The sequence below is a fragment of the Kangiella sp. HZ709 genome (assembly GCF_009674675.1).
In the GTDB taxonomy this organism is placed as follows: domain Bacteria; phylum Pseudomonadota; class Gammaproteobacteria; order Enterobacterales; family Kangiellaceae; genus Kangiella.
This window is the reverse complement of sequence record NZ_WKJC01000001.1, coordinates 1,152,987-1,172,473: the sequence shown is the minus strand read 5'-3', so window position 1 is coordinate 1,172,473 and position 19,487 is coordinate 1,152,987. Positions and strand designations below refer to the sequence as shown.

Below are 19,487 nucleotides of genomic sequence, written 5' to 3'. Positions count from 1 at the left end.
ACTATACAATAGATGTAAGTTTATTAAGAATTAAATCCATTGCCAAAAAAGAAAAGCAAATCTCAAAGCTCTGATCCGCAAGCAAAGCTCGAGGCGCAGCGCTATCAAAACCCGATAGCTAGCCGCCAGTTTATATTACAGACTCTAGAAAAATCAGGTGAGCCCCTATCATTTGATGAACTAACGACATCATTAAAAATTGAGCAATCGGACGATAAAAGTGCACTGCATAAACGATTGAATGCAATGGAGCGTGATGGTCAATTGATCTGTAATCGTAAGGGCGATTATTGTTTGGTAGATGCTACCGATCTGGTGCGAGGGACTGTATTGGCACATCGAGATGGATTTGGTTATCTTGACCTTGAACAAGGCGGAGAAGATTGGTATTTATCTCCACGTGAAATGCACAATGTTTTTCATGGCGATAAGGTTTTAGCTAGGATCAAAAAAGTTAATCGCCGTGGAAAAACTGAAGGCGATATTGTTGAGATTTTAGATGGCTCTACCACACATGTTGTAGGGCGTTTATATGAAGAAAATGGCTTATATTTTGTCTCTTCGGAAGACTCAAGAATACAGCATGATCTATTTGTTGATCTTAGTTCGGGCTTAAAAGCCGAAGTAGGTCAGGTCGTAGTAGCTGAAATTATCCAAAGGCCACAAAAAAATCGACATGCTCGCGGCGTAATTACCGAAGTTTTAGGTGATTACCTATCGGCAGGTATGGAAATAGAAATCGCTATCCGCGCTCACGGTATTCCACATGAATGGCCGGAAGCTGTTAATCAGGAAGTGACTGGGTTACCGGTAGAAATTTCACAAAATGATTGGCAAAAAGGTTCGGGCGCAAGAAAAGATTTAAGACAATTACCATTAGTCACTATTGATGGTGAGGATGCCCGTGATTTTGATGATGCGGTTTATTGCCGCAAAAATTCTGATGGCGGCTGGACGCTTTGGGTTGCCATTGCAGATGTCAGCCATTATGTAAGGCCTGATATGGCATTAGATAACGAAGCTATTAATAGGGGTAACTCGGTTTACTTCCCTAATTTTGTAGTGCCGATGCTACCTGAATTATTATCTAATGGTCTTTGCTCATTAAACCCAAAAGTTGATCGATTGTGTATGGTTTCTGAGGTGAGTTTGAATGCGCAGGGTCAGGTTATTAGCTCTGAATTTTATCCTGCCGTGATGCACTCTCATGCGCGCTTCACCTATACCAAAGTATGGAGCATCTTAAGTCAAGAAGAGTCAGATCATGAGGAGCTTCGTAAAGAGTATGCTGACTTAGTTCCTGACTTAGAAAATTTGTATGATTTATTTAAAGCTCGTTTAGAACTTAAAACCAAGCGTGGCGCGATAGAGTTTGAAACCACAGAAACGCAAATTATTTTTAATGAAGATCGAAAGATAGAGAAAATAGTTGGTAGAACGCGTAATGATGCTCATAAAATTATTGAAGAGTGTATGATTTGCGCCAATGTAGCGGCAGCGGAGTTTATACTAAAAAATAAGGTTCCCGGGATTTATCGAATTCATGAAGGGCCTTCTGAAGAACGATTAGAAAAGTTTAGAGCTTTCTTAGGTGAGCTGGGTTTGTTTTTATTCGGTGGAGAGCAGCCTCAACCAAAGGATTATCGAGAGCTGCATAACTCAATCTCTGAAAGGCCGGATTATGAGTTAATACAATCCATGATGCTGCGTTCTATGATGCAAGCGGTTTATAGCCCAGAAAATGAAGGGCACTTTGGATTAGCATTTGATTCCTATACTCACTTTACGTCTCCAATCAGGCGCTATCCTGACTTATTGGTTCATAGAATTATCAAAAGTATCTTGGCAGAAAAAGAGTTGTTAGTTGGCACTGAGTCTGGCCAGTCTTATATGGAGGCTGAGTTAGTACAAATGAGCGATCACTCGTCGATGACCGAGCGTCGCGCAGACAAAGCAACACGAGATGTAACTGATTGGCTGAAGTGCGAGTATATGCTGACTAGAGTAGGTGAGGAATACTGGGGAACTGTTTCTACTATCACCAGCTTTGGTTTGTTTGTGCAACTTGATGAATTGCACGTTGATGGCTTGATACATATTAGTGCACTTGACGGTGATTATTACCACTTTGATGCAGCAAAAATGCGTCTTATCGGTGAGCGTTCAAAGCAAAGTTTCAGAGTCGGTGACCGTTGCTTAATAAAAGTAAGTCGGGTTGATCTAGAAGATAAAAAAATAGATTTTGATTTGGTGAAACGTGAATCTGTTAAGCGAGAAGAGGTTAAAGGCTCAGAAAGGCGTAAGCTATACTCTAAAGCTAAGCGCTCGGGTTCTACGGCAAAAAAAGATGAGCGTAAAGGAAGTGCTTATAGTAAGTCCGCCAAGAATAAGAAGGGCGGAGCTGTTGCAAAAAAAGGATCTAAGAAAAGCGGCAATAAATCCTTTGGCAAAAACACTAAGCCAAAGCGTGGTAAAAGTGGTAAGCGCAAATAGTGACGATAAGGTTTAATGGTTGAGAGATAAATGTCTGAAATAGTTTTTGGGATTCACGCAGTTGAAGTACTAATAAAACGAAATAGTGAATCTATTCGTCGAGTTCTGGTGCAAAATAATCGACGTGATCAACGTTTGCACAAGTTAATTAAGTTAGCGCAAAGTAATAATATCAAAATTGTTCAGAAAAGCCGCGAAGATTTAGATGAACTCACTGAGCAACGTCATCAAGGCGTGATTGCTGAGTGCGGTGAGTTAAAAAAATCCAGCTACCATGAAAAGCATATTCCTGAATTATTAGATGCTGCCGGAAGTGAGCCTTTTATATTAATTTTAGATGGCGTGACGGATCCGCATAATTTAGGTGCCTGTTTGCGAAGCGCCGATGCCGCTGGAGTCAATATGGTGATTGCGCCAAAGGACAATGCTGCAACTATTACAGATGTAGTTAGAAAAGTTGCTTGTGGTGCAGCAGAAGCCATTCCATTTATTACTGTGACTAACTTAGCCAGAAGCATTAAGCAGCTGCAAGATAGAGGGATATGGATTTACGGTGCAGCGGGAGAAGCTGAACATGACATTTATCAAACTAAGCTAAATGGTCCTATTGCTATTGTTATGGGGGCAGAAGGCGATGGTATGCGTAGGTTAACCAAAGAAACCTGCGATCACCTGATAAAAATCCCAATGGCTGGAGAAGTGTCGAGTCTAAATGTTTCAGTTGCCACTGGAGTAACGCTCTTTGAAGTGGTCAGGCAGAGACGTTAAATTATTTAAAAAAGCTAAAACAATAAAAGGTAGATAATATGAATAAAATATTAATTAGTTTATTAACTTTATCAATCGCAGGAAATGCTTATCTTTTTTTTAAACCTCAAGAGGTGTTGGTAGAAACGGCAGAGCCTGAAAAAATCATTGTTAAAGAAACCGAAGTGGTTAGTGTAAAAGATCATGGTGCATTAAAAGCATTAGAGTCTGCCAACGAAAAGATTGCAGCACTTGAGAACGAAATGCTTAAACTGCAAGAAGAGCTAGATTTAATTAAAGACCGTGAAGAGTTAGCGAAGTTATCCAAGACAATTGACGATGAAACCATGGAGTCTATTGAAAATGTGAATGTTCTCAGTGATGAAACCATGAAAAAAATGGAGCAGGAACGTCAAGCAATGATTAATTTGTATGAGCAGGAAGCGGTAGACTCTTCTTGGGCATATCAAACACAAGATGCGATTACTAAAGCTCTAAACGAATCAGGCGATACAAGCTCTTATAATGTTGAAGATCTTCAGTGTAAATCAACTATTTGTAAAGTTAATTTAAAGCCTTACAAGCAAAATGAACACTCAGCAGTTATGGCTGGCATAAGTGCTTCAAGTGCAATTCATATGGGTAGTGATCTTAAAGGTTTCGATACTAAAATTAAGCTTGATGAAAAAGATGGAGCTCACTTCACAACCATGTACTTAATTAAAAATAAGTAATATGCTCTTTTAGAAAATCAGTTTTATGCTTTTGCAAAGTTGCAGCCTTGTCAATGGTGATAGGGTAAAAGCTAATCTTTGAGTTAGGGGCTGCTTGGCCGAGCAAATGCAAATCAGCGCTGATCACTTGGGCTACTCTTGGGTAGCCGCCAATCGTTTGCCCCTCATTTAAAGCAATAATCGGCTGACCACTCTTAGGCAACTGAATAGTTCCATGCACTATTGGGCTACTAACCATTTCATGCTGTTCTTTTAATTCAAGATGCTCGCCATTTAACCTTAAGCCCATTCGATTGCTGTTTGCATCAACTTTAAATGTGGATTCAAATAAAATTTGCTTAGACTTTTTAGTGAGTCGTGAGTATTCCAACCCTTTAATGACTCTGACTATAATATTTTTTTGATTAGGAATAACCAGTTCTTTGGGTAAGGTTCTTATTGGAAGTTCGTCTATGGAATCTAAAGTACTAATAATTTCACCAACGCTTAATGTTGGCGTTTGAGTTGCGGCAATTCCTGAGGTGGTATCAGAAGAATAACAGGTCATTACTGTTTGGCAATTTAGTGCTGCAGAGAAGGCTATATAGGCTCTTGCGCCTGAAATCAGCTTGCCGAACTCTAGTCGATCACTAGAGTGAACGTTATAACTTCGGTTATTGCTGATCGGAGTGTTATTCAAATACATTTCAAATTCGGCGCCAGTTATGGCAATGGTCATATTCGATTGAAACTCTATGACAGGACCAATTAAATAGCTTTCGATACAAGCAGAATCTAACGGTTTTGAAACGAGCCAATTGGCTAGCTTTAAATGGTAACTATCAATAGCTCCAGCTTGAGACACCCCTAAGTGTCGAAATCCGGACCTACCTAAATCTTGTATAGAGGTTTGCAATCCAGGCTTGAGTACTTTAATCGACATAATTTAAATACTCGTCATAACTGATAGCTTCGAACTGGATAAAATCTAGAGGGTTCGCTATAGCAGGCGGCTTTTGTTTAGGAGTAAATAGGCTGATAGGCGTTCTTCCAATAATATGCCAACCACCAGGGCTATCTATAGGATAGATACCTGTTTGTGTACCACCAATGGCAACAGAGCCAGCAGGTATTTTAACATCAGGCACAGATTTTCTAGGCAAAGAAATTTTTTCATTAAGGCCAAACAAATATAAAAAACCGGGTAGAAAACCTAGCATCTCAACTCTATAACTTGGTTTGGTATGCAGTGCGATTAATTCTTTAATGGATATGTTTTTCACTTCACAAAAAGCAGTTAAATCCTTTGCCACACGCGAATCATAACAAACAGGAATTTTTATGATCTTGGGTTCAAAGAACTTTGATGGTTCAAATTTACTAAGACACTGCTCTAATTGCTTAATAGATTCTTGATAATTCCAATTCAAAGGATCAAAAATCAACAAGATAGATTGGTATGCAGCAACAGATTCTGTATAACTTTTTAAGTTTAACTGAGGTATTGAAGCAATAAACGAATGGATAAATTCAGTTAGTTTTAAATTTGGCTTTTCTTCAAATTGAACTAATAAAGAGCAATCGCTATTAATATGGATACTAAAATTGTGAAACAGCATTATTGAATAGAAATCTTATGTTGTTTAAGTTTTAATTGCAGCGCTTTAGCTATTTCAATGGCTAGAGGGTTATCTCCGTGCAAGCATATCGACTGGGCATTAATGATTTTATGAGTGTTTTCAAAAGTAACAATAGGTTTTTTGAGCACAAGATCTAAAGCTTGTTCGGTACAGGTATCGATACTAGTGTGGACTGCCATTAGATGCTCTCGACTGACTAGAGTACCGTTCTCATGATACAGGCGGTCCATAAAAGCTTCGCTAATGTATTCTACGCCTGTGGACTTAGCTGCTTGTTCCATCTCTGAATCTGCAAGCCCCATTAGCTTAATGTCGGTTGATAAACGTGCGGTTTCTTCTGCTATGAGCAGTGCAAAGTTTTTATCTTTAGCTGTTAAATTGTAAAGCGCGCCATGCGGCTTTATATGATTAACATCAGAAGATTCTTTATCAGCAATGTCCTTAAAAAGCTGGAGTTGTTGTCGAATGGAACTACGAAGTTCAGTATTAGAAATATTCATCACGGCCCGACCAAAATTATTTTTATCAGGAAAACTAGGGTGAGCTCCAATTTTTAAGTTATGTTTTTTAGAGTTTACTATAGAAACCTTGATACTCTCTATATTGCCAGCATGACCTCCGCAGGCGATATTGGCGGATGAAATATAGGGCATTAGTTTAGAATCGTTTTCCCAATCAACTGCAAAAATACTTTCGCCAAGATCGCAGTTAATATCAATAGAAACTTGACTCATTTAAAGTAATCCAAAAGCTGACATTAAACTGCGAGTACTTAGCATTAGCGTGACTAAGATAACGATGAGTCCTAAGGTGTTTTGTAATACATTATTCTTGTACTTGCCTAGGTATTGTTGATTCATAGTCCAGAGCAAGAAAATGGCGACTATAGGTAATAAAATGCCGTTAGCAACTTGAGCAAACCAAATAATGTTTATCGGTTTTAAACCTGAGCTTGCGACTAGCACGCCTGCAATTAAGATGAAAACCCAAATGGCGCGAAAGCTTAAAGCTTTCAAATCCCCACTCAAATTTAAAAGTCCTGAAAGCGCATAAGCTGTGGCCAGCGGAGCAGTTATTGCTGAAGAAATTCCGGCTGCGAATAAACCAATGGCCATTAAGTATTTAGCGGAAATACCAAACAAGGGCTGGATACTTAGCGCTAAATCTTGTGCGCCCGATATTTCGATTTGTTTGCCAAAAAAAGCAGTGGCCGCGGTTGATACAATAGCGATGGAGATTAGCCCACCTAATGGAATCGAGATGAAAATATCTTTTCTAGCAAGAGGTAAGTCACCTTCACTCTCCCAGTGTTTCTTGGCACTGGCAGAATGTAAAAATAAATTATAGGGGACGACAGTGGTTCCGATTAAAGCAATAATGGTTAAAGTTGAGCCATCCGGTATTGAAGGTATTAATAGTCCTGAAAATAACTGTGAAAAATTTGGTGTGATAAAAACAAAACTGGTGATGAAAGCTATGCTCATTAAAAGCACTAAAATGATAATAGCTTTGCTGATTATTTGATAACTGCCAGACCATAGCAGTACAAAAGCAACAAGACCAATAATGACTGCGATGGGATCGAAACCTAAACTAGCGGTTAAATCATTTTCAAAGAAAGTATTGATACCAAGAGCGGCGCCAGCAATGTTGCCACCTTCGTAAGCAGCATTTCCTACTAAAATAGCGCTGAGAACTAGTATTACTGCAACAGCTTTGGAAAAAGGATTAGAAAATTGCTCACGAATAGCTTGCCCCAGTTCTTTTCTACCAACAACTCCAAGTCGAGCAGTCATCTCCTGTAGAATCATGGTGGCAATGACTGAAAATAGCAAAGCCCACAACAACGCAAAGCCAAAATTGGCCCCGGCTTTAGTTGCCGCGGTCACAGTGCCAGGCCCTATGAAAGCAGCAGTAACTAGAGTGGCGGGCCCGAAGGTACTTTTAATCTTTGACATGAGAGTTCTTATTGTAAATTCTTAGCCTAAGATAAAGAGAATCTAAACTAAGCGCAAGCCTTGAAATTTAAGGGTTTCAAAGCTTAAAAAGCTTGATCGAATTAGCGCAAACCCTTAAAATACGCGCCCTTAGTCGTATTCAACCTGATAAGCGGCTAAGTTTTTTACAATTAGGTTTACTCCTTGCTGTTGCTAATAATTGATGTAAATCAATAGGTTATCGATGGCTGGATACCGAAAGGAGACTTTAAATGAGACACTACGAAATCGTATTCTTGGTGCACCCTGATCAATCTGATCAAGTGCCAGGCATGATCGAACGTTACACAAAGATGATTACAGACGCTAGCGGTACTGTTCACCGTTTAGAAGACTGGGGTCGTCGTCAATTAGCATACCCTATCTTGAAACTTCACAAAGCTCACTACGTTTTAATGAACGTTGAGACTACTGGTGACGTTATCGAAGAATTAGAAGACGCTTTCCGTTACAACGACGCAGTTCTACGTAACATGGTTATCCGTTGTAAAGACGCGATAACTGAAGCTTCTCCAATGGCGAAAGCAGCAGACGAAGAAAAACCTTCTCGTCCAGCTCGCACTGAAGAGAAAGCGGAAGCTAAAGAAGAATCAACCGAAGCTGCGGCTGAATAATAGGAGAATTATCATGGCTCGTTTTAATCGTCGTCGTAAATTCTGCCGTTTCACTGCAGATGGCGTAACTGAGATCGATTACAAAGATACAGCAACTTTAAAGAACTACATTACTGAAACCGGTAAAATCGTTCCTAGCCGTATCACTGGTACTAGCGCAAAATATCAACGTCAATTGGCGTCTGCTGTTAAACGCGCTCGTTATATCGCTTTATTACCTTACACTGATAGCCACGAATAAGCGGCTTTTTTAAGAGGAAATTGATAATGAACGTCATTCTACTTGAAAAAATCCGTAACCTTGGTGATTTGGGTGAGCAAGTTTCTGTAGCTGCAGGCTATGGTCGTAACTTCTTAATCCCTCAAGGTAAAGCGGTACCTGCTACTGAAGCAAACGTTAAACACTTTGAAGAGCGTCGTGCTGAGTTAGAAGCGAAAGCTGCTGACGAATTAGCAACTGCTCAAGCTCGTGCTGAAAAGCTAGCTGAATTAACTGTTACTATCCCTGCTAACGCTGGTGATGAAGGCAAATTATTCGGTTCTGTTGGCACAGCAGATATCGCGGCTGCGGTAACTGAAGCTGGTGTTGAATTAGTGAAAAAAGAAGTTCGTATGCCTGAAGGCGCAATTCGTTCAATCGGCGAATTCGATATCGTTGTGAGTCTTCACACTGATGTTGATGCAACGGTTAAAGTTAACGTTGTTGCAGAAGACGAATAATTCTTTTACTAAAGAATGAGAAAGGCGCCTATTTGGCGCCTTTTTTATTTTAAGAAATATTTTCTAGTAAACATTAATGGTAGTAATAAAGAAAGTATCACAAATCCATTGAGATATAGATGCGCTTGTATATTGAAATAAAGTGAGTAGGAAGTATCTAAAACTCCCCATATCAAAATAGCGGCTACGAGAAACCACCAATCTTTTTGTTTCAATGACTCAAAGGCTTTGGATACGGCAAAATAAAACAATAATCCCCAGCTGGCTAGGGTAGGCCCAAATATTCCAATTAAAAAACGTAACGACTCTGGGTTTGAATCCGGAAATTGCTGTGCTATTTGGGCAAAGTATGAGTCGCTCCAATGGCTAAAAACTAAAATAGGGAGTAGCAAACCACCAACAATATGGATGATGGATAAGGCTTTAAGCCATTTTTCTGCAAGAGCGGGTTTAATCATACGATTTCTTAAGTTAGTCAATAAAGCGTTGCTGTATTGCTTTAGTGGGAATCATACAAAAATTATGACGACCAAAGATCTTGTAGCGATTCAGTGCAACTCGATCATATAACCAGTCACGCATTGCTAAGGGGAACACTCTTAATAGATTGAGCATAGGCCAAGGGTTTTCGAGGTGTTTGGTGATATTAAAAAAAGCCTCTGATTTATAAATAGGATGACCATTTTTAATTAGAACCATGGTTTCAAATTCTTGGGTATCTAATCCAAAGCTTTCCAGAAACTGTTGCCCTTTAGGCGATTGAACGGAGCAAAATTTAAATTGCTGATGGAGATCTCGTTTAATAACAAATGGCACCCAAGCAGAGCACAGCTTGCATTCACTATCGAAGAGAATAATGCGTCCTTTAATATTCGTCACCAAAGCTTCAAATCGTTATACTCATTATCCCATATCTGCGAGTTAAATACAGTTATTCAATAATTATCCACAAGCATTTACACAGACTTGTTCGCTTGATGAAAACGGGTTTGGGTGTCAGAATATCCACTGATAATTTTATAGATACATAAACTACAGTTTACTTCCAAAGAATAAATAAAAGATGCTAGCAGCCCAATACACAGATAATAAAATCAAAGACTTAAAAGTTCCTCCTCATTCTATCGAAGCTGAGCAATCGGTGCTGGGCGGCGTGATGCTGGATAATGAGATGTGGGAAATGGTATCAGAAGTCTTGTTAGCGACTGACTTTTATGTGAAAAACCATCGTGAAGTGTTCAAAGCGATGGAATCCTTGGCAAATGTGGGGCAGCCAATGGATGTGATCACGGTTTCTGAATTTATTGAGAAGCAGGGTGAAGCTGATATCGGCTTACCGTTTGTCGGTGAGCTAGCGCAGAACACTCCAAGCGTTGCAAACATTCGCGCTTATGCAGAAATTGTTCGTGAAAAAGCAGTTACTCGGCAGTTGATTTCTGCAACCAATGAAATTGCGGATGCTAGTTTTAATCCAGAAGGTCGATCGCTTTCTGAATTATTGGATTATGCCGAGAAGAAAGTTTTTGCGATTGCGGAATCTCGCGAAACGGATAATGAAGGCCCGACAGGTGTTGAAGAAATCCTAAAATCGACCATTCATCGGATTGAAGAGATCCAAAAGAATAAAGGCGGCATTACGGGTATTTCAACCGGCTTTACCGATTTGGACGGCATGACTTCAGGTTTGCAGCCAGCGGATTTAGTGATTGTTGCAGCGCGCCCTTCGATGGGTAAAACCACTTTTGCCATGAACTTAGTAGAGCATGCGGCTTTAAACAGTGAACTGCCAGTGTTGGTTTTCAGCTTAGAGATGCCCAGTGAATCTATCATCATGCGTTCGATTTCGTCGTTAGGCGGTATTGAGCAAAATAAAATCCGTTCGGGACAAATTAAAGAGCAAGCCGACTGGGATAAGTTTAACAGCGGAACTTTACAGTTAAAGAACCATACTAAGTTATTTATTGATGACACTGCGGGTATTTCACCTGCTGAGATGCGCTCACGGGCTCGCCGAGTCTATCGTGAGCAAGGTGGTATGGCCTTAATCATGGTGGACTATTTACAGTTGATGCAGGTGCCAGGTTATGGTGAGAACCGTACCCAAGAGGTCAGTGAAATCTCGCGTTCATTGAAAGCCCTAGCCAAAGAATTGAATTGCCCAGTGATTGCTTTATCACAACTTAACCGTGCTTTAGAGCAACGTTCTGATCGTCGTCCTGTGATGGCTGATTTGCGTGAATCTGGTGCGATTGAGCAGGATGCTGACGTTATCATGTTTATTTACCGCGACGAAGTTTACAATAAAGATTCAGAAGAAAATAAAGGCCGCGCCGAAATTATTATCGGTAAGCAACGTAATGGCCCTATTGGTAAAATAGAACTGGCCTTCCGCGGGGAAGTTTGTCGGTTTGATAATATAGCCCACCAAGATTACGAAGCCATGGGCTATTAAAAGGAGCCATAATCATGCGCTCCACTAAGGCAGTTATTGACCTAGCCGCACTCAAACATAATTTCAAAACCGTTAAAGCCATTGCTAATAACAGTAAAGTTATGGCTGTGGTTAAAGCTAATGGCTATGGTCATGGCTTGGTTGAAATTGCCTCAGCGTTACCTGAAGCGGATATGTTTGCCGTTGCAACTTTAGAAGAGGCTTTATCGCTTCGCAAAGCTGATATTAAGCAAGCTATTTTATTACTCGAAGGTTTTTTTGAGTTAGAAGAGTTGCCGATCATTCAGCAGCAAAATCTGCAGTTGGTGTTACACCATCAAAGCCAAATTGATTTGATAAAAAGCTATCAAGAAACTGCACAAATCAAAGCGCCAATTAAAGTTTGGATGAAATGCGATTCAGGTATGTTCCGCTTGGGGTTCGCATTAGATCAGGTTGAGTCAGCTCATAGTCAATTGAGTCAATTAAATATCGTTGAACAACCAGTAAAATTAATGTCACATTTTTCAAGCGCGGACTCTGATCAAAATTTTTCTGAAGAACAAATCGAAAAATTTACCAATGCCACTAAAGAAATGCTGGGTCAACGATCTATGGCAAATTCAGCAGGGATTTTGGCGCATAAGCGAGCTCATTGGGATTGGGTGCGACCAGGTCTATTAATATATGGCGCATCCCCTATGCCTTATACCCAAGGCTCGGATTATGATTTACAACCAGTTATGTCCTTAGAGTCGCAACTGATGGCTATAAAGCCTATAACTAAGGGCGAGTCAGTTGGTTACGGTCGTCATTGGTTTGCAGACCAAAACACCAATATTGGATTAGTGGCCATTGGTTATGGTGACGGTTATCCGCGGCATGCAAAAAATGGCACGCCAGTTTGGGTCAATGGCCGCGAAGTGCCTTTAGTCGGCAGAGTGTCAATGGACATGCTAGCAGTGGATTTAGGTTCAGACTCTCAAGACTCTGTTGGTGATAGGGTGGTGCTTTGGGGAAAAGAATTACCGATGGAAAAAGTTGCGCCGCATGCTGAAACCATTGCTTATACCCTTTGTTGTGGTGTTACTCGTAGAGTAAAGTTTGAATATATAAATGGCTATTCATAATACAATTACGATTCAAACCAAGGGTCAAAAGCTCTATGAGTTTACCGAAAAAATTGTAGCTTTGATCAATAAGTCGAATACTAACAATGGCCTTTGTAATCTTTTTGTCCAACACACTTCTTGTAGTTTAATTATTCAGGAAAATGCCGATCCGAGTGCTAAACGAGATCTTGAAAATTGGATGAATCGGCAAGTGCCTGAAAATGATCCCTTGTATACTCATACTTTTGAAGGGGCTGATGATATGCCTGCTCATATCAAGTCAATCTTAACCGCGACTAATTTGAGTATCCCCATTATTGAGGGGCGATTAGCGCTTGGGACTTGGCAGGGGGTTTACCTTACACATTAGTGCATGATCTGACATAACTACACATTAGTAATTTTAAACCTGACATTTTTAGATATTCCTACGTTTTTTCTTTACGAATGCAGTTTTCTTTTCTATTTTTAGTATTTCTTAAAGTTGATAATTTCAAAAATTAATATAAGGATGCTGAATTACCGATGGCATATATACAAAGTTATAAAGCTCAACCGTATCAATTCGTTAGCGGTAAATGGAGAAAGGATGATGCAAGAAAGTCTAAAACAAATTATTTGATTTTCTGGTCTGATTGTAAGCCTTGGATAGAAGCTCTAATCTATCTATCCGAAAAAAGAAGCAAAAGCTCGACATTACGAAGTAATGCATATGACTTAAAAGCATATGCTGATTGGTTAGAAGATAATAATATCACATGGCTACATTTTCCTATTAGGCAAGCCGAGCGTTGTTTAGAGCGCTTTAGAGGTCATCTTATTAGATCGTCTAATGGAACAAGTGCAGTTCCTTCTAGAAGGATGAATGCAGTTGTTAACTTTTATAAATGGGCTCAAAAGCGTGGTTATATAGATAAACAAATAAAAATGTGGGGAGAGCAAGAAATATCAGTAACATACTTCAATAAAACTGGCTTCCAGCGAACACTAACGGTTTCAACAACCGATCTAAGAATTTCACATAGAAAAGCAAATATTTCAAAGCTTGAAGATGGGCTTTTGCCTCTTTCAGGCGAAGACCGTGACACTCTTTTAACATATTTGAATGAACACAAAAGCGAGAGCAATACGGTTTTACACGCAATGTTCGTAATTGGTTTTTTTACAGGATCACGTATTGGTTCTATCAGAACGATGAAGATTGAAAACCTAAAAAGAGCAATACCAGATAAAATTGATCCAAATATTATGCTGGTGGCTGCTGGCCCTGGGACAGGAGTTAATACTAAGTATGATGTGAGAGGTTTCATCAGGTTTTTGAAGCCTGTCTATGATTTTATTCTTGATTATGCTGAAACGAATATAACTCGTCTTAAAAGACAGGCTAAAGCACATAAAGATAATAAATCGCTGTTATTTCTTACAAAAGATGGGCAGCGGTATAGTGAAGGGAGTATTAATACAGCTATGAGTGAATTAAGAAGATCATTAATTAGAGATGGATATACTCAGTTTCATGACCTTAAGTTTCATCAATCCAGAGCTACTTGTGGAACAGAACTAGCTCGAGAATTCATGAAGCAAAGTGATAATGATGCTATAAATAATGTTCGAGATTGGCTGATGCACAAGAATGAAGCTACAACATGGAAATATGTCAAATTTTTGCAGAACTCTAAAACAGCTAGGAAAGCTAATAAGGCATTTATAAGGTACTTTCTAGGCCCGAACTTTAGTTGAAAATTATGGATGAGATACAGCATTTAAAGATAAAAGATTATAACCGCAAAGCTGGAGACTTAAGGAGATTTCTTATTAAAGGCGGCGCCTCAAGCGATGCAAGATGGTGGTTTCGGAAAAATGATTGCGATACTAAATGGAAAGGTCTTATAAAAGAGCGCACTCCATTCATTGAGGCTGTTACTGATTTTTTCAATCTTGAAAGAACAAGAGGTATGCCAGATTCTTCACTTTATACTTACTTATCTAGTTTTCAACTGTTTATAAAATTTATTGATGAAAGGGATTTGTTGTTAGATCTTGATGAAGATAATTTGAAAGATAACTTCATCCATTTTGATGAATATCAATATTATAGGGCATGGATAAAAAAAGAAATTAAACAAGAAAGTGCATATGGCCTAGTTATTCAAGTGGCTAAAGTTATAGGGAATGCAATAAAACTTCCTGTATATAAGGATTTTAGATATTCATCAAGAGTTGTTAAAGCATTTAAACATCCCGCGAAAGTAGCTGTTAGTCGAGACTCAGAAAAACAGCATATTGGTGACTCCCAAAAACTTGGCTTTTATTGTGTAGATATTGCAAACAGCCTTACAGCAAAAGCAGTAATTGGCCGATTACCCATAAAAGTCAACTTAACTAAACCAGATGGCATGAATGTAAGCGTTAAATTGCCTGTTAGTATTGAGAATGGCTTGAAGTCAGAAAGAAAAACATGCCAAACGAAAGCTAAGAATGCTTGTGAGCCAGTTGATGTAATGGAATATGAAGATCTAGACCCATATCGAAGAGGTTTAATAACATTGAGAATTCTAGTGGAGCTTGTAATTTTTGTCTATCAAACTGGAATGAATGTTACCCAAGTGCTGCATATTTCTAGGAAGGGCTTTTCATATAAATTACAAGGGCATAGTGATTGGTTAGTTACGCAAAATAAAGCACGAGCCGGCGGTCCGAAATCATTTGTAATATATAAAGACTATAAAGAGCGGTTCAAAGAGTTTATTGCATTTATAGATCGGTTTCGGCCAGAGCAACCTTATCTTTTTCCTTTAACTCGCTCATTAATTAAAGTAAAAGGACTTGTAAACTACAATCTACTCAAGAAGCACCTTAGGCGGGATAAGATTCCTTGGATACCTCCCAGTAAAACTAGGAATACAAGAGTTAATTTTTTAAGTCGCTTGATTGATGATACAAAAGTAAGCAGCGAAATAGCTCAGCATGCTAAAGAAACCTTTGCGAAACACTATCACAAACCTTCTCAGCAACGTGCTATGACTGCGTTGACAAATTTTTGGAGGGGCAATCCAATTAACCTTATTGGAGGAGGGTGTACAGGAGCCCCGGAACCTGTTGATAATTTACCTAGTGGAATAAATAAACCAAACTGCATTAGTCAGTCAGGATGCTTATTTTGTAAAAATCACAGAGATGTTAATTCGGAGGAATATGTTTGGTCACTAGTATCTTTTCGCAAACTAAAACTTATTGAAGCGGCTCAGCCAGTGAGTCGAGAGTTGCCTGCTGATATAGCTGTAGAGCGTTTGAATAAAAAAATTGAAACTTTTAACAATCTAAGTAAACAATCGATGTCGTGGGTTAAAGAAGCTTTATTGAAAGTAGATGAGGGAAATTATCACCCTATATGGGCTGATATTATTAAATTTTGGGAGGGGAAGTGAACGTTAGTGAATTGCGATTTTGCGCTAACATAGATAAGGAGCAAGAAGCATCAAAGCTAGATAATTACAAACCTTTATCCTTCCCTCCTCCAAGTGATTTCGTAGTTTCAGTGGATGAACATGGAAATCCACTTTCAAAATATGGCGATAGTTATTGGAACTTTAAAGCATATGGTCATTGTGGTTTTAATTTTAAAAGACAGCAACTCTCTTATGAAAATAATCATTTGCTTAAACAGTTGATGTTTCTTCACCTTTATCACATGCCTCTTTTTCCGGGTAAAATTGTGTCACTGGGTCACATATTTAAAGTGCTTTGTAAGATATGTAAGGTTGCTGATAAACACGGGATTTCTATTGATGAACTTTATAGGCTCCCATTGTTAGCTACAGAGGTAATTAAGGTAACAAGCCCTGCGCAGCATTTGAAGTTGATTTGGACTTTGTCTTCAATCCTGAGGGAAGAAAAAGTCCTTGGGTGGAAAATTGCAGATTTACATTTCATTGAGCAATTAAAAAAACTAAGAGTCCCACATATTCCTATTCAACATGCATATATCCCTCCACGAATTTGGATGTCGTTAATACAATCAACGGAGAGAGTAATGGCTGATTTTGAACTTAACAAAAACACCTTTGTAGATGCATGGATGTGGGTCTTTGAAGCATATAAACATAATATAGAAGAAGGATATTCCTCTGTGAGTCCATTTATTAATACGAAAAGTGTTTCGTATGGAGATAAGAAGAGAGGTGCTCGATGCTCTTACGAAGGTGGGATTGAAGCATTTTATAAAGATCGTGGTTTGGACGAACTTCTCTATAGATGGTTGAATGAGTCAAAGCATTTTACCCATAAACTGAATATGATGTCTGAGTATCTTAACTTGGTTCGAGATGCTGCATTTACATACATCTTAGCACATAGTATTCAAAGAGTTGGTGAAGGTCTATCGCTACGCTCTGACTGCTTTCAAACAGACGATGACCCTAATCTAGGAAAAGTTGGGTTGATAGTTGGAGAGACAACTAAAACAGATCCAGATAGTGATGCTTATTGGGTAGTACCTTTGTCGGTAGAACGTGCAGTAAATATATTGAATTACATCACTCAGCTTAGACTACGGTCAACATTAGAAAGTATTGATCTTGAATATACGGATAATCCATATTTAATGATTGGAGGGCTTGAACCTTTTAGTGCGCATAAAGCTAAAAAAATAAACCAATGGAGCCTAGGCAGTGTAATTATTAGATACCCGCTTGCATTTAACAGAAAAGATCTAATGATTTCTGAAGAAGACTACAAAATTGCTTATCAGCTTACACCTCGTCTCACAGAAAAAGCCTGGTTTAAAGTAGGCGGTATTTGGTCGTTCTCCGCACACCAGTTAAGAAGAAGTTTGTCAGTTAACTTGTTTGCATCAGATGTTCCTGGCAGCGTTATTCAATGGATGATGAAGCATAAAACATTGCAACAAAGCTATTATTATGGGAGAAATTACACGCGAATTAGAGTGAATGGGGAAGTTACTCGAGCTGTAATGATAGAAGCATATCAAACAACGGTACGAAATTTAGTAAATATAACTAAAAGTAACCTGAGTGAATACATTTATGCTACGGGAGAAAATCTTATGGACTCTAAAGTTATTAAATTGATTAGTGATGGAGAGCATAAGAAATTGAAAGAGCTTGTTAAAAAAGGACTAGTTGGGGCACGCCAAACACTTCTTGGATTTTGTATGGTCGAAAGTTGCCAATATGGAGGTGTCGAGTCAGCGGTACACTGCGCTGGCGTCGATGGACGTGGTCCTTGCAAAGATGCCGTATTTGTCAAGAAAAATAGTAAGAGGTTAAGGCAGCTGCAAGAAAGCAATGAGGAAGAGTTGAAATCAATACAAGAGAATACCCCGCGTCATTCAAAACTTAAACTTGAAAACCAAGCAATAGAGGTGTTTTTTCATGCCACGTCAGAAAAGTGTTGAATCTCCCCTTCGAGAGGCATTTGAGCGTTTAAAGAATGGTGAACCGTCTTTGTTAGATCAGGGGGCTCCTATCACATTGACAAATGTAGCAAAAGAAGCTGGTATTAACCCTGCCAGCTTCAGAAGCGATCGATATCCAGAGCTGCATAATGAGGTTAAAGCATATTCAGAAATACATAGGGCTCCTCCTTCTAGTGGGAAAAAAAAGAAAAAGAGAAGAGAATCTGATGTAAAAAAAATCAAACGCTTGAATAAAAAAATAGAAAATCTAACTAATATAGTTGTGGCTTTAACGACAGTTAATGAACAACTAGAGTATGAAAATAGTCTTTTAAAGGAGCAGAAGATTTTACACTTCAAAGAGTGAGAATAATAAAAAGTAGTTCTTTTTATAGCAAGCTTGTTAGTTTGGAATTAAACCCTCCATCGTCTGTATGTAATAAATGATTGAATAATACTTTGCTAATAACGGATTGTGGTGCGTCATATCTTCTCTTATATGCTTTAACATCCCAGTTATTAGCTAATGCTTGATCAATTGCCCTATCAATATTTCCAACAATGGAGTTGGCAGCTTGGCGTTTAGATATTTGCGAGCGTTGATAATACGCAGCCGCATCTTTGCAGGCTCGCCATATGAAATTATATGCCTGAGCAACTGAAAAGTGTGCAAGTACTTTGTTTAATGCTTCTAAAGTTTTTGGACCAACTTTAAAGTCAAATCCATACTCGTCGCCTAAGTACTCTAAATATGATATGCACTCTTTCAAGCTTATTTCATGGCATAACTCCATTACTTCGTCAGGCCTTTCCTCAATATACTCTAATGAAGAAATTTTATTTGACAGTGCAATGGAAAACTCTTCCATCGTCTTACCCTCAGGAATGTTAATTAGCCATGGAACTTCTGAAAGTGAAAAGGAGAAATTTAAATCAGCAGTAAAGTTTATTCGATTTAAAGAAATATATGGGTGAATGCTAATTACGGAGGAACGATACATTTCTCGAAGTAGTTCTAAACTGTAATCCCTAAGTGGGCTCAGAGAGAACTCGCCATCGACTTGGTCTAGATATTCTAAATACTCCATATCTTCTGTAGCTAGGTGCAATATTAAAGAGCGTAAAACAACAGCTTCTCTTACAGTTAATTCCTCTATCTTCACAGGGTGTTGTATAGCTGTTTTGTAGCTCGAAACAAGTTCATTTCTTTGAGCTTCCTCTAATTGCTTGGTCTGAAAATATAGGCAGTCATCGCACTCCCAAATGAAGTCATCTTCGTTATTAAATGTTTTTTTAAAGTCATTTCTATTTTTATAGATATACTTGTCACCACAAGTAAGGCAGCTAGTTATTACAGAGTACGCCGTGCAATTCACTTCTACAATAGAGTTTAACCCTTTAAGATTGTTATAGCTTTTAAGAATGTCTTTAACGCTTTCGTTAAATTGCCCGTTATTGTGGGACCAATAGCGAGTACAAATATCTATAATATCTTTATCTTGAGAGTCTATTATTAAGTCCATAGTTAGTTATAACAGCTAGTTAAAAATTATTACGAAGGATTCAATAAAGGATATCAACTATTTTCCATCTAGCAAGATTAT

20 protein-coding genes are annotated in these 19,487 nt (G+C 38.7%); 13 read left to right on the top strand and 7 right to left on the bottom strand.

What is annotated here, in order from left to right:
• Positions 1 to 39: 39 nt before the first annotated feature.
• Genes rnr through GJS41_RS05305 form a run of 3 tightly spaced genes read left to right on the top strand, consistent with a single transcriptional unit; the run spans position 40 to position 3,974 of the window.
• On the top strand, positions 40 to 2,493 hold the full coding sequence (rnr, locus tag GJS41_RS05315) for a ribonuclease R (protein WP_154246267.1): 2,454 nt from the start codon (positions 40 to 42) through the stop codon (positions 2,491 to 2,493).
• A gap of 30 nt (positions 2,494 to 2,523) precedes the next feature.
• Positions 2,524 to 3,261, top strand: a complete 738-nt coding sequence (gene rlmB / locus GJS41_RS05310; protein ID WP_154246266.1) for a 23S rRNA (guanosine(2251)-2'-O)-methyltransferase RlmB — start codon at positions 2,524 to 2,526, stop codon at positions 3,259 to 3,261.
• A gap of 38 nt (positions 3,262 to 3,299) precedes the next feature.
• The gene (locus GJS41_RS05305; RefSeq protein WP_154246265.1) at positions 3,300 to 3,974 is read left to right on the top strand and encodes a hypothetical protein; all 675 of its coding nucleotides are present in this window, start codon (positions 3,300 to 3,302) and stop codon (positions 3,972 to 3,974) included.
• Here the strand turns inward: GJS41_RS05305 and GJS41_RS05300 are convergent.
• The 4 genes from GJS41_RS05300 to GJS41_RS05285 are packed head-to-tail and all read right to left on the bottom strand — an operon-like array spanning position 3,961 to position 7,551.
• The gene (locus GJS41_RS05300; protein ID WP_154246264.1) at positions 3,961 to 4,896 is read right to left on the bottom strand and encodes a biotin-dependent carboxyltransferase family protein; all 936 of its coding nucleotides are present in this window, start codon (positions 4,894 to 4,896) and stop codon (positions 3,961 to 3,963) included. The genes GJS41_RS05305 and GJS41_RS05300 overlap by 14 nt on opposite strands.
• A complete protein-coding gene (pxpB, locus tag GJS41_RS05295; protein ID WP_154246263.1) occupies positions 4,886 to 5,572 on the bottom strand; it encodes a 5-oxoprolinase subunit PxpB in 687 nt (228 codons plus the stop codon). The genes GJS41_RS05300 and pxpB overlap by 11 nt, the downstream gene beginning before the upstream one ends.
• Positions 5,572 to 6,327, bottom strand: coding sequence for a 5-oxoprolinase subunit PxpA (gene pxpA, locus GJS41_RS05290; protein WP_154246262.1), 756 nt, complete (start codon positions 6,325 to 6,327; stop codon positions 5,572 to 5,574). Before pxpA ends, pxpB begins: the two co-directional genes overlap by 1 nt.
• Complete coding sequence (locus tag GJS41_RS05285; protein WP_154246261.1) at positions 6,328 to 7,551, bottom strand: Nramp family divalent metal transporter; 1,224 nt, start codon at positions 7,549 to 7,551, stop codon at positions 6,328 to 6,330.
• Between the two features lie 251 nt (positions 7,552 to 7,802).
• On the opposite strand from GJS41_RS05285, the gene rpsF reads away from it, so the two are divergent.
• Genes rpsF through rplI form a run of 3 tightly spaced genes read left to right on the top strand, consistent with a single transcriptional unit; the run spans position 7,803 to position 8,924 of the window.
• On the top strand, positions 7,803 to 8,204 hold the full coding sequence (gene rpsF / locus GJS41_RS05280; protein WP_154246260.1) for a 30S ribosomal protein S6: 402 nt from the start codon (positions 7,803 to 7,805) through the stop codon (positions 8,202 to 8,204).
• A 13-nt stretch (positions 8,205 to 8,217) separates the two neighbouring features.
• Entirely contained in the window at positions 8,218 to 8,445 is a 228-nt protein-coding gene (gene rpsR / locus GJS41_RS05275) for a 30S ribosomal protein S18 (RefSeq protein ID WP_154246259.1), read from the top strand.
• A gap of 26 nt (positions 8,446 to 8,471) precedes the next feature.
• Positions 8,472 to 8,924: a 50S ribosomal protein L9 gene (gene rplI, locus GJS41_RS05270; protein WP_154246258.1), complete on the top strand. Its 453-nt coding sequence runs from the start codon at positions 8,472 to 8,474 to the stop codon at positions 8,922 to 8,924.
• Between the two features lie 44 nt (positions 8,925 to 8,968).
• Here the strand turns inward: rplI and GJS41_RS05265 are convergent, their stop codons facing one another.
• Positions 8,969 to 9,382, bottom strand: a complete 414-nt coding sequence (locus GJS41_RS05265; RefSeq protein WP_154246257.1) for a hypothetical protein — start codon at positions 9,380 to 9,382, stop codon at positions 8,969 to 8,971.
• 13 nt (positions 9,383 to 9,395) lie between these two features.
• Positions 9,396 to 9,803 (bottom strand): thiol-disulfide oxidoreductase DCC family protein, encoded by a 408-nt coding sequence (locus GJS41_RS05260; RefSeq protein WP_370515631.1) that lies wholly within the window; start codon positions 9,801 to 9,803, stop codon positions 9,396 to 9,398.
• Positions 9,804 to 9,987: 184 nt separating this feature from the next.
• On the opposite strand from GJS41_RS05260, the gene dnaB reads away from it, so the two are divergent.
• From dnaB to GJS41_RS05225, 7 genes are all read left to right on the top strand, one after another.
• On the top strand, positions 9,988 to 11,376 hold the full coding sequence (gene dnaB / locus GJS41_RS05255) for a replicative DNA helicase (RefSeq protein WP_154246255.1): 1,389 nt from the start codon (positions 9,988 to 9,990) through the stop codon (positions 11,374 to 11,376).
• A 14-nt stretch (positions 11,377 to 11,390) separates the two neighbouring features.
• Complete coding sequence (alr, locus tag GJS41_RS05250) at positions 11,391 to 12,485, top strand: alanine racemase (RefSeq protein ID WP_154246254.1); 1,095 nt, start codon at positions 11,391 to 11,393, stop codon at positions 12,483 to 12,485.
• Entirely contained in the window at positions 12,472 to 12,837 is a 366-nt protein-coding gene (locus tag GJS41_RS05245) for a secondary thiamine-phosphate synthase enzyme YjbQ (protein ID WP_154246253.1), read from the top strand. Before alr ends, GJS41_RS05245 begins: the two co-directional genes overlap by 14 nt.
• Before the next feature lie 155 nt (positions 12,838 to 12,992).
• Entirely contained in the window at positions 12,993 to 14,207 is a 1,215-nt protein-coding gene (locus GJS41_RS05240; RefSeq protein WP_154246252.1) for a tyrosine-type recombinase/integrase, read from the top strand.
• Between the two features lie 5 nt (positions 14,208 to 14,212).
• Positions 14,213 to 15,895, top strand: coding sequence for a hypothetical protein (locus GJS41_RS05235; RefSeq protein ID WP_154246251.1), 1,683 nt, complete (start codon positions 14,213 to 14,215; stop codon positions 15,893 to 15,895).
• Positions 15,892 to 17,883 carry a tyrosine-type recombinase/integrase gene (locus tag GJS41_RS11650; protein WP_370515630.1) on the top strand — a complete coding sequence of 664 codons (1,992 nt, stop codon included), beginning with the start codon at positions 15,892 to 15,894 and terminating at the stop codon, positions 17,881 to 17,883. Before GJS41_RS05235 ends, GJS41_RS11650 begins: the two co-directional genes overlap by 4 nt.
• Positions 17,861 to 18,250: a hypothetical protein gene (locus GJS41_RS05225; RefSeq protein ID WP_154246250.1), complete on the top strand. Its 390-nt coding sequence runs from the start codon at positions 17,861 to 17,863 to the stop codon at positions 18,248 to 18,250. The genes GJS41_RS11650 and GJS41_RS05225 overlap by 23 nt, the downstream gene beginning before the upstream one ends.
• 22 nt (positions 18,251 to 18,272) lie before the next feature.
• Here GJS41_RS05225 and GJS41_RS05220 read toward each other — a convergent pair whose 3' ends face one another.
• Positions 18,273 to 19,406: a hypothetical protein gene (locus GJS41_RS05220; protein ID WP_154246249.1), complete on the bottom strand. Its 1,134-nt coding sequence runs from the start codon at positions 19,404 to 19,406 to the stop codon at positions 18,273 to 18,275.
• Positions 19,407 to 19,487: the final 81 nt, after the last annotated feature.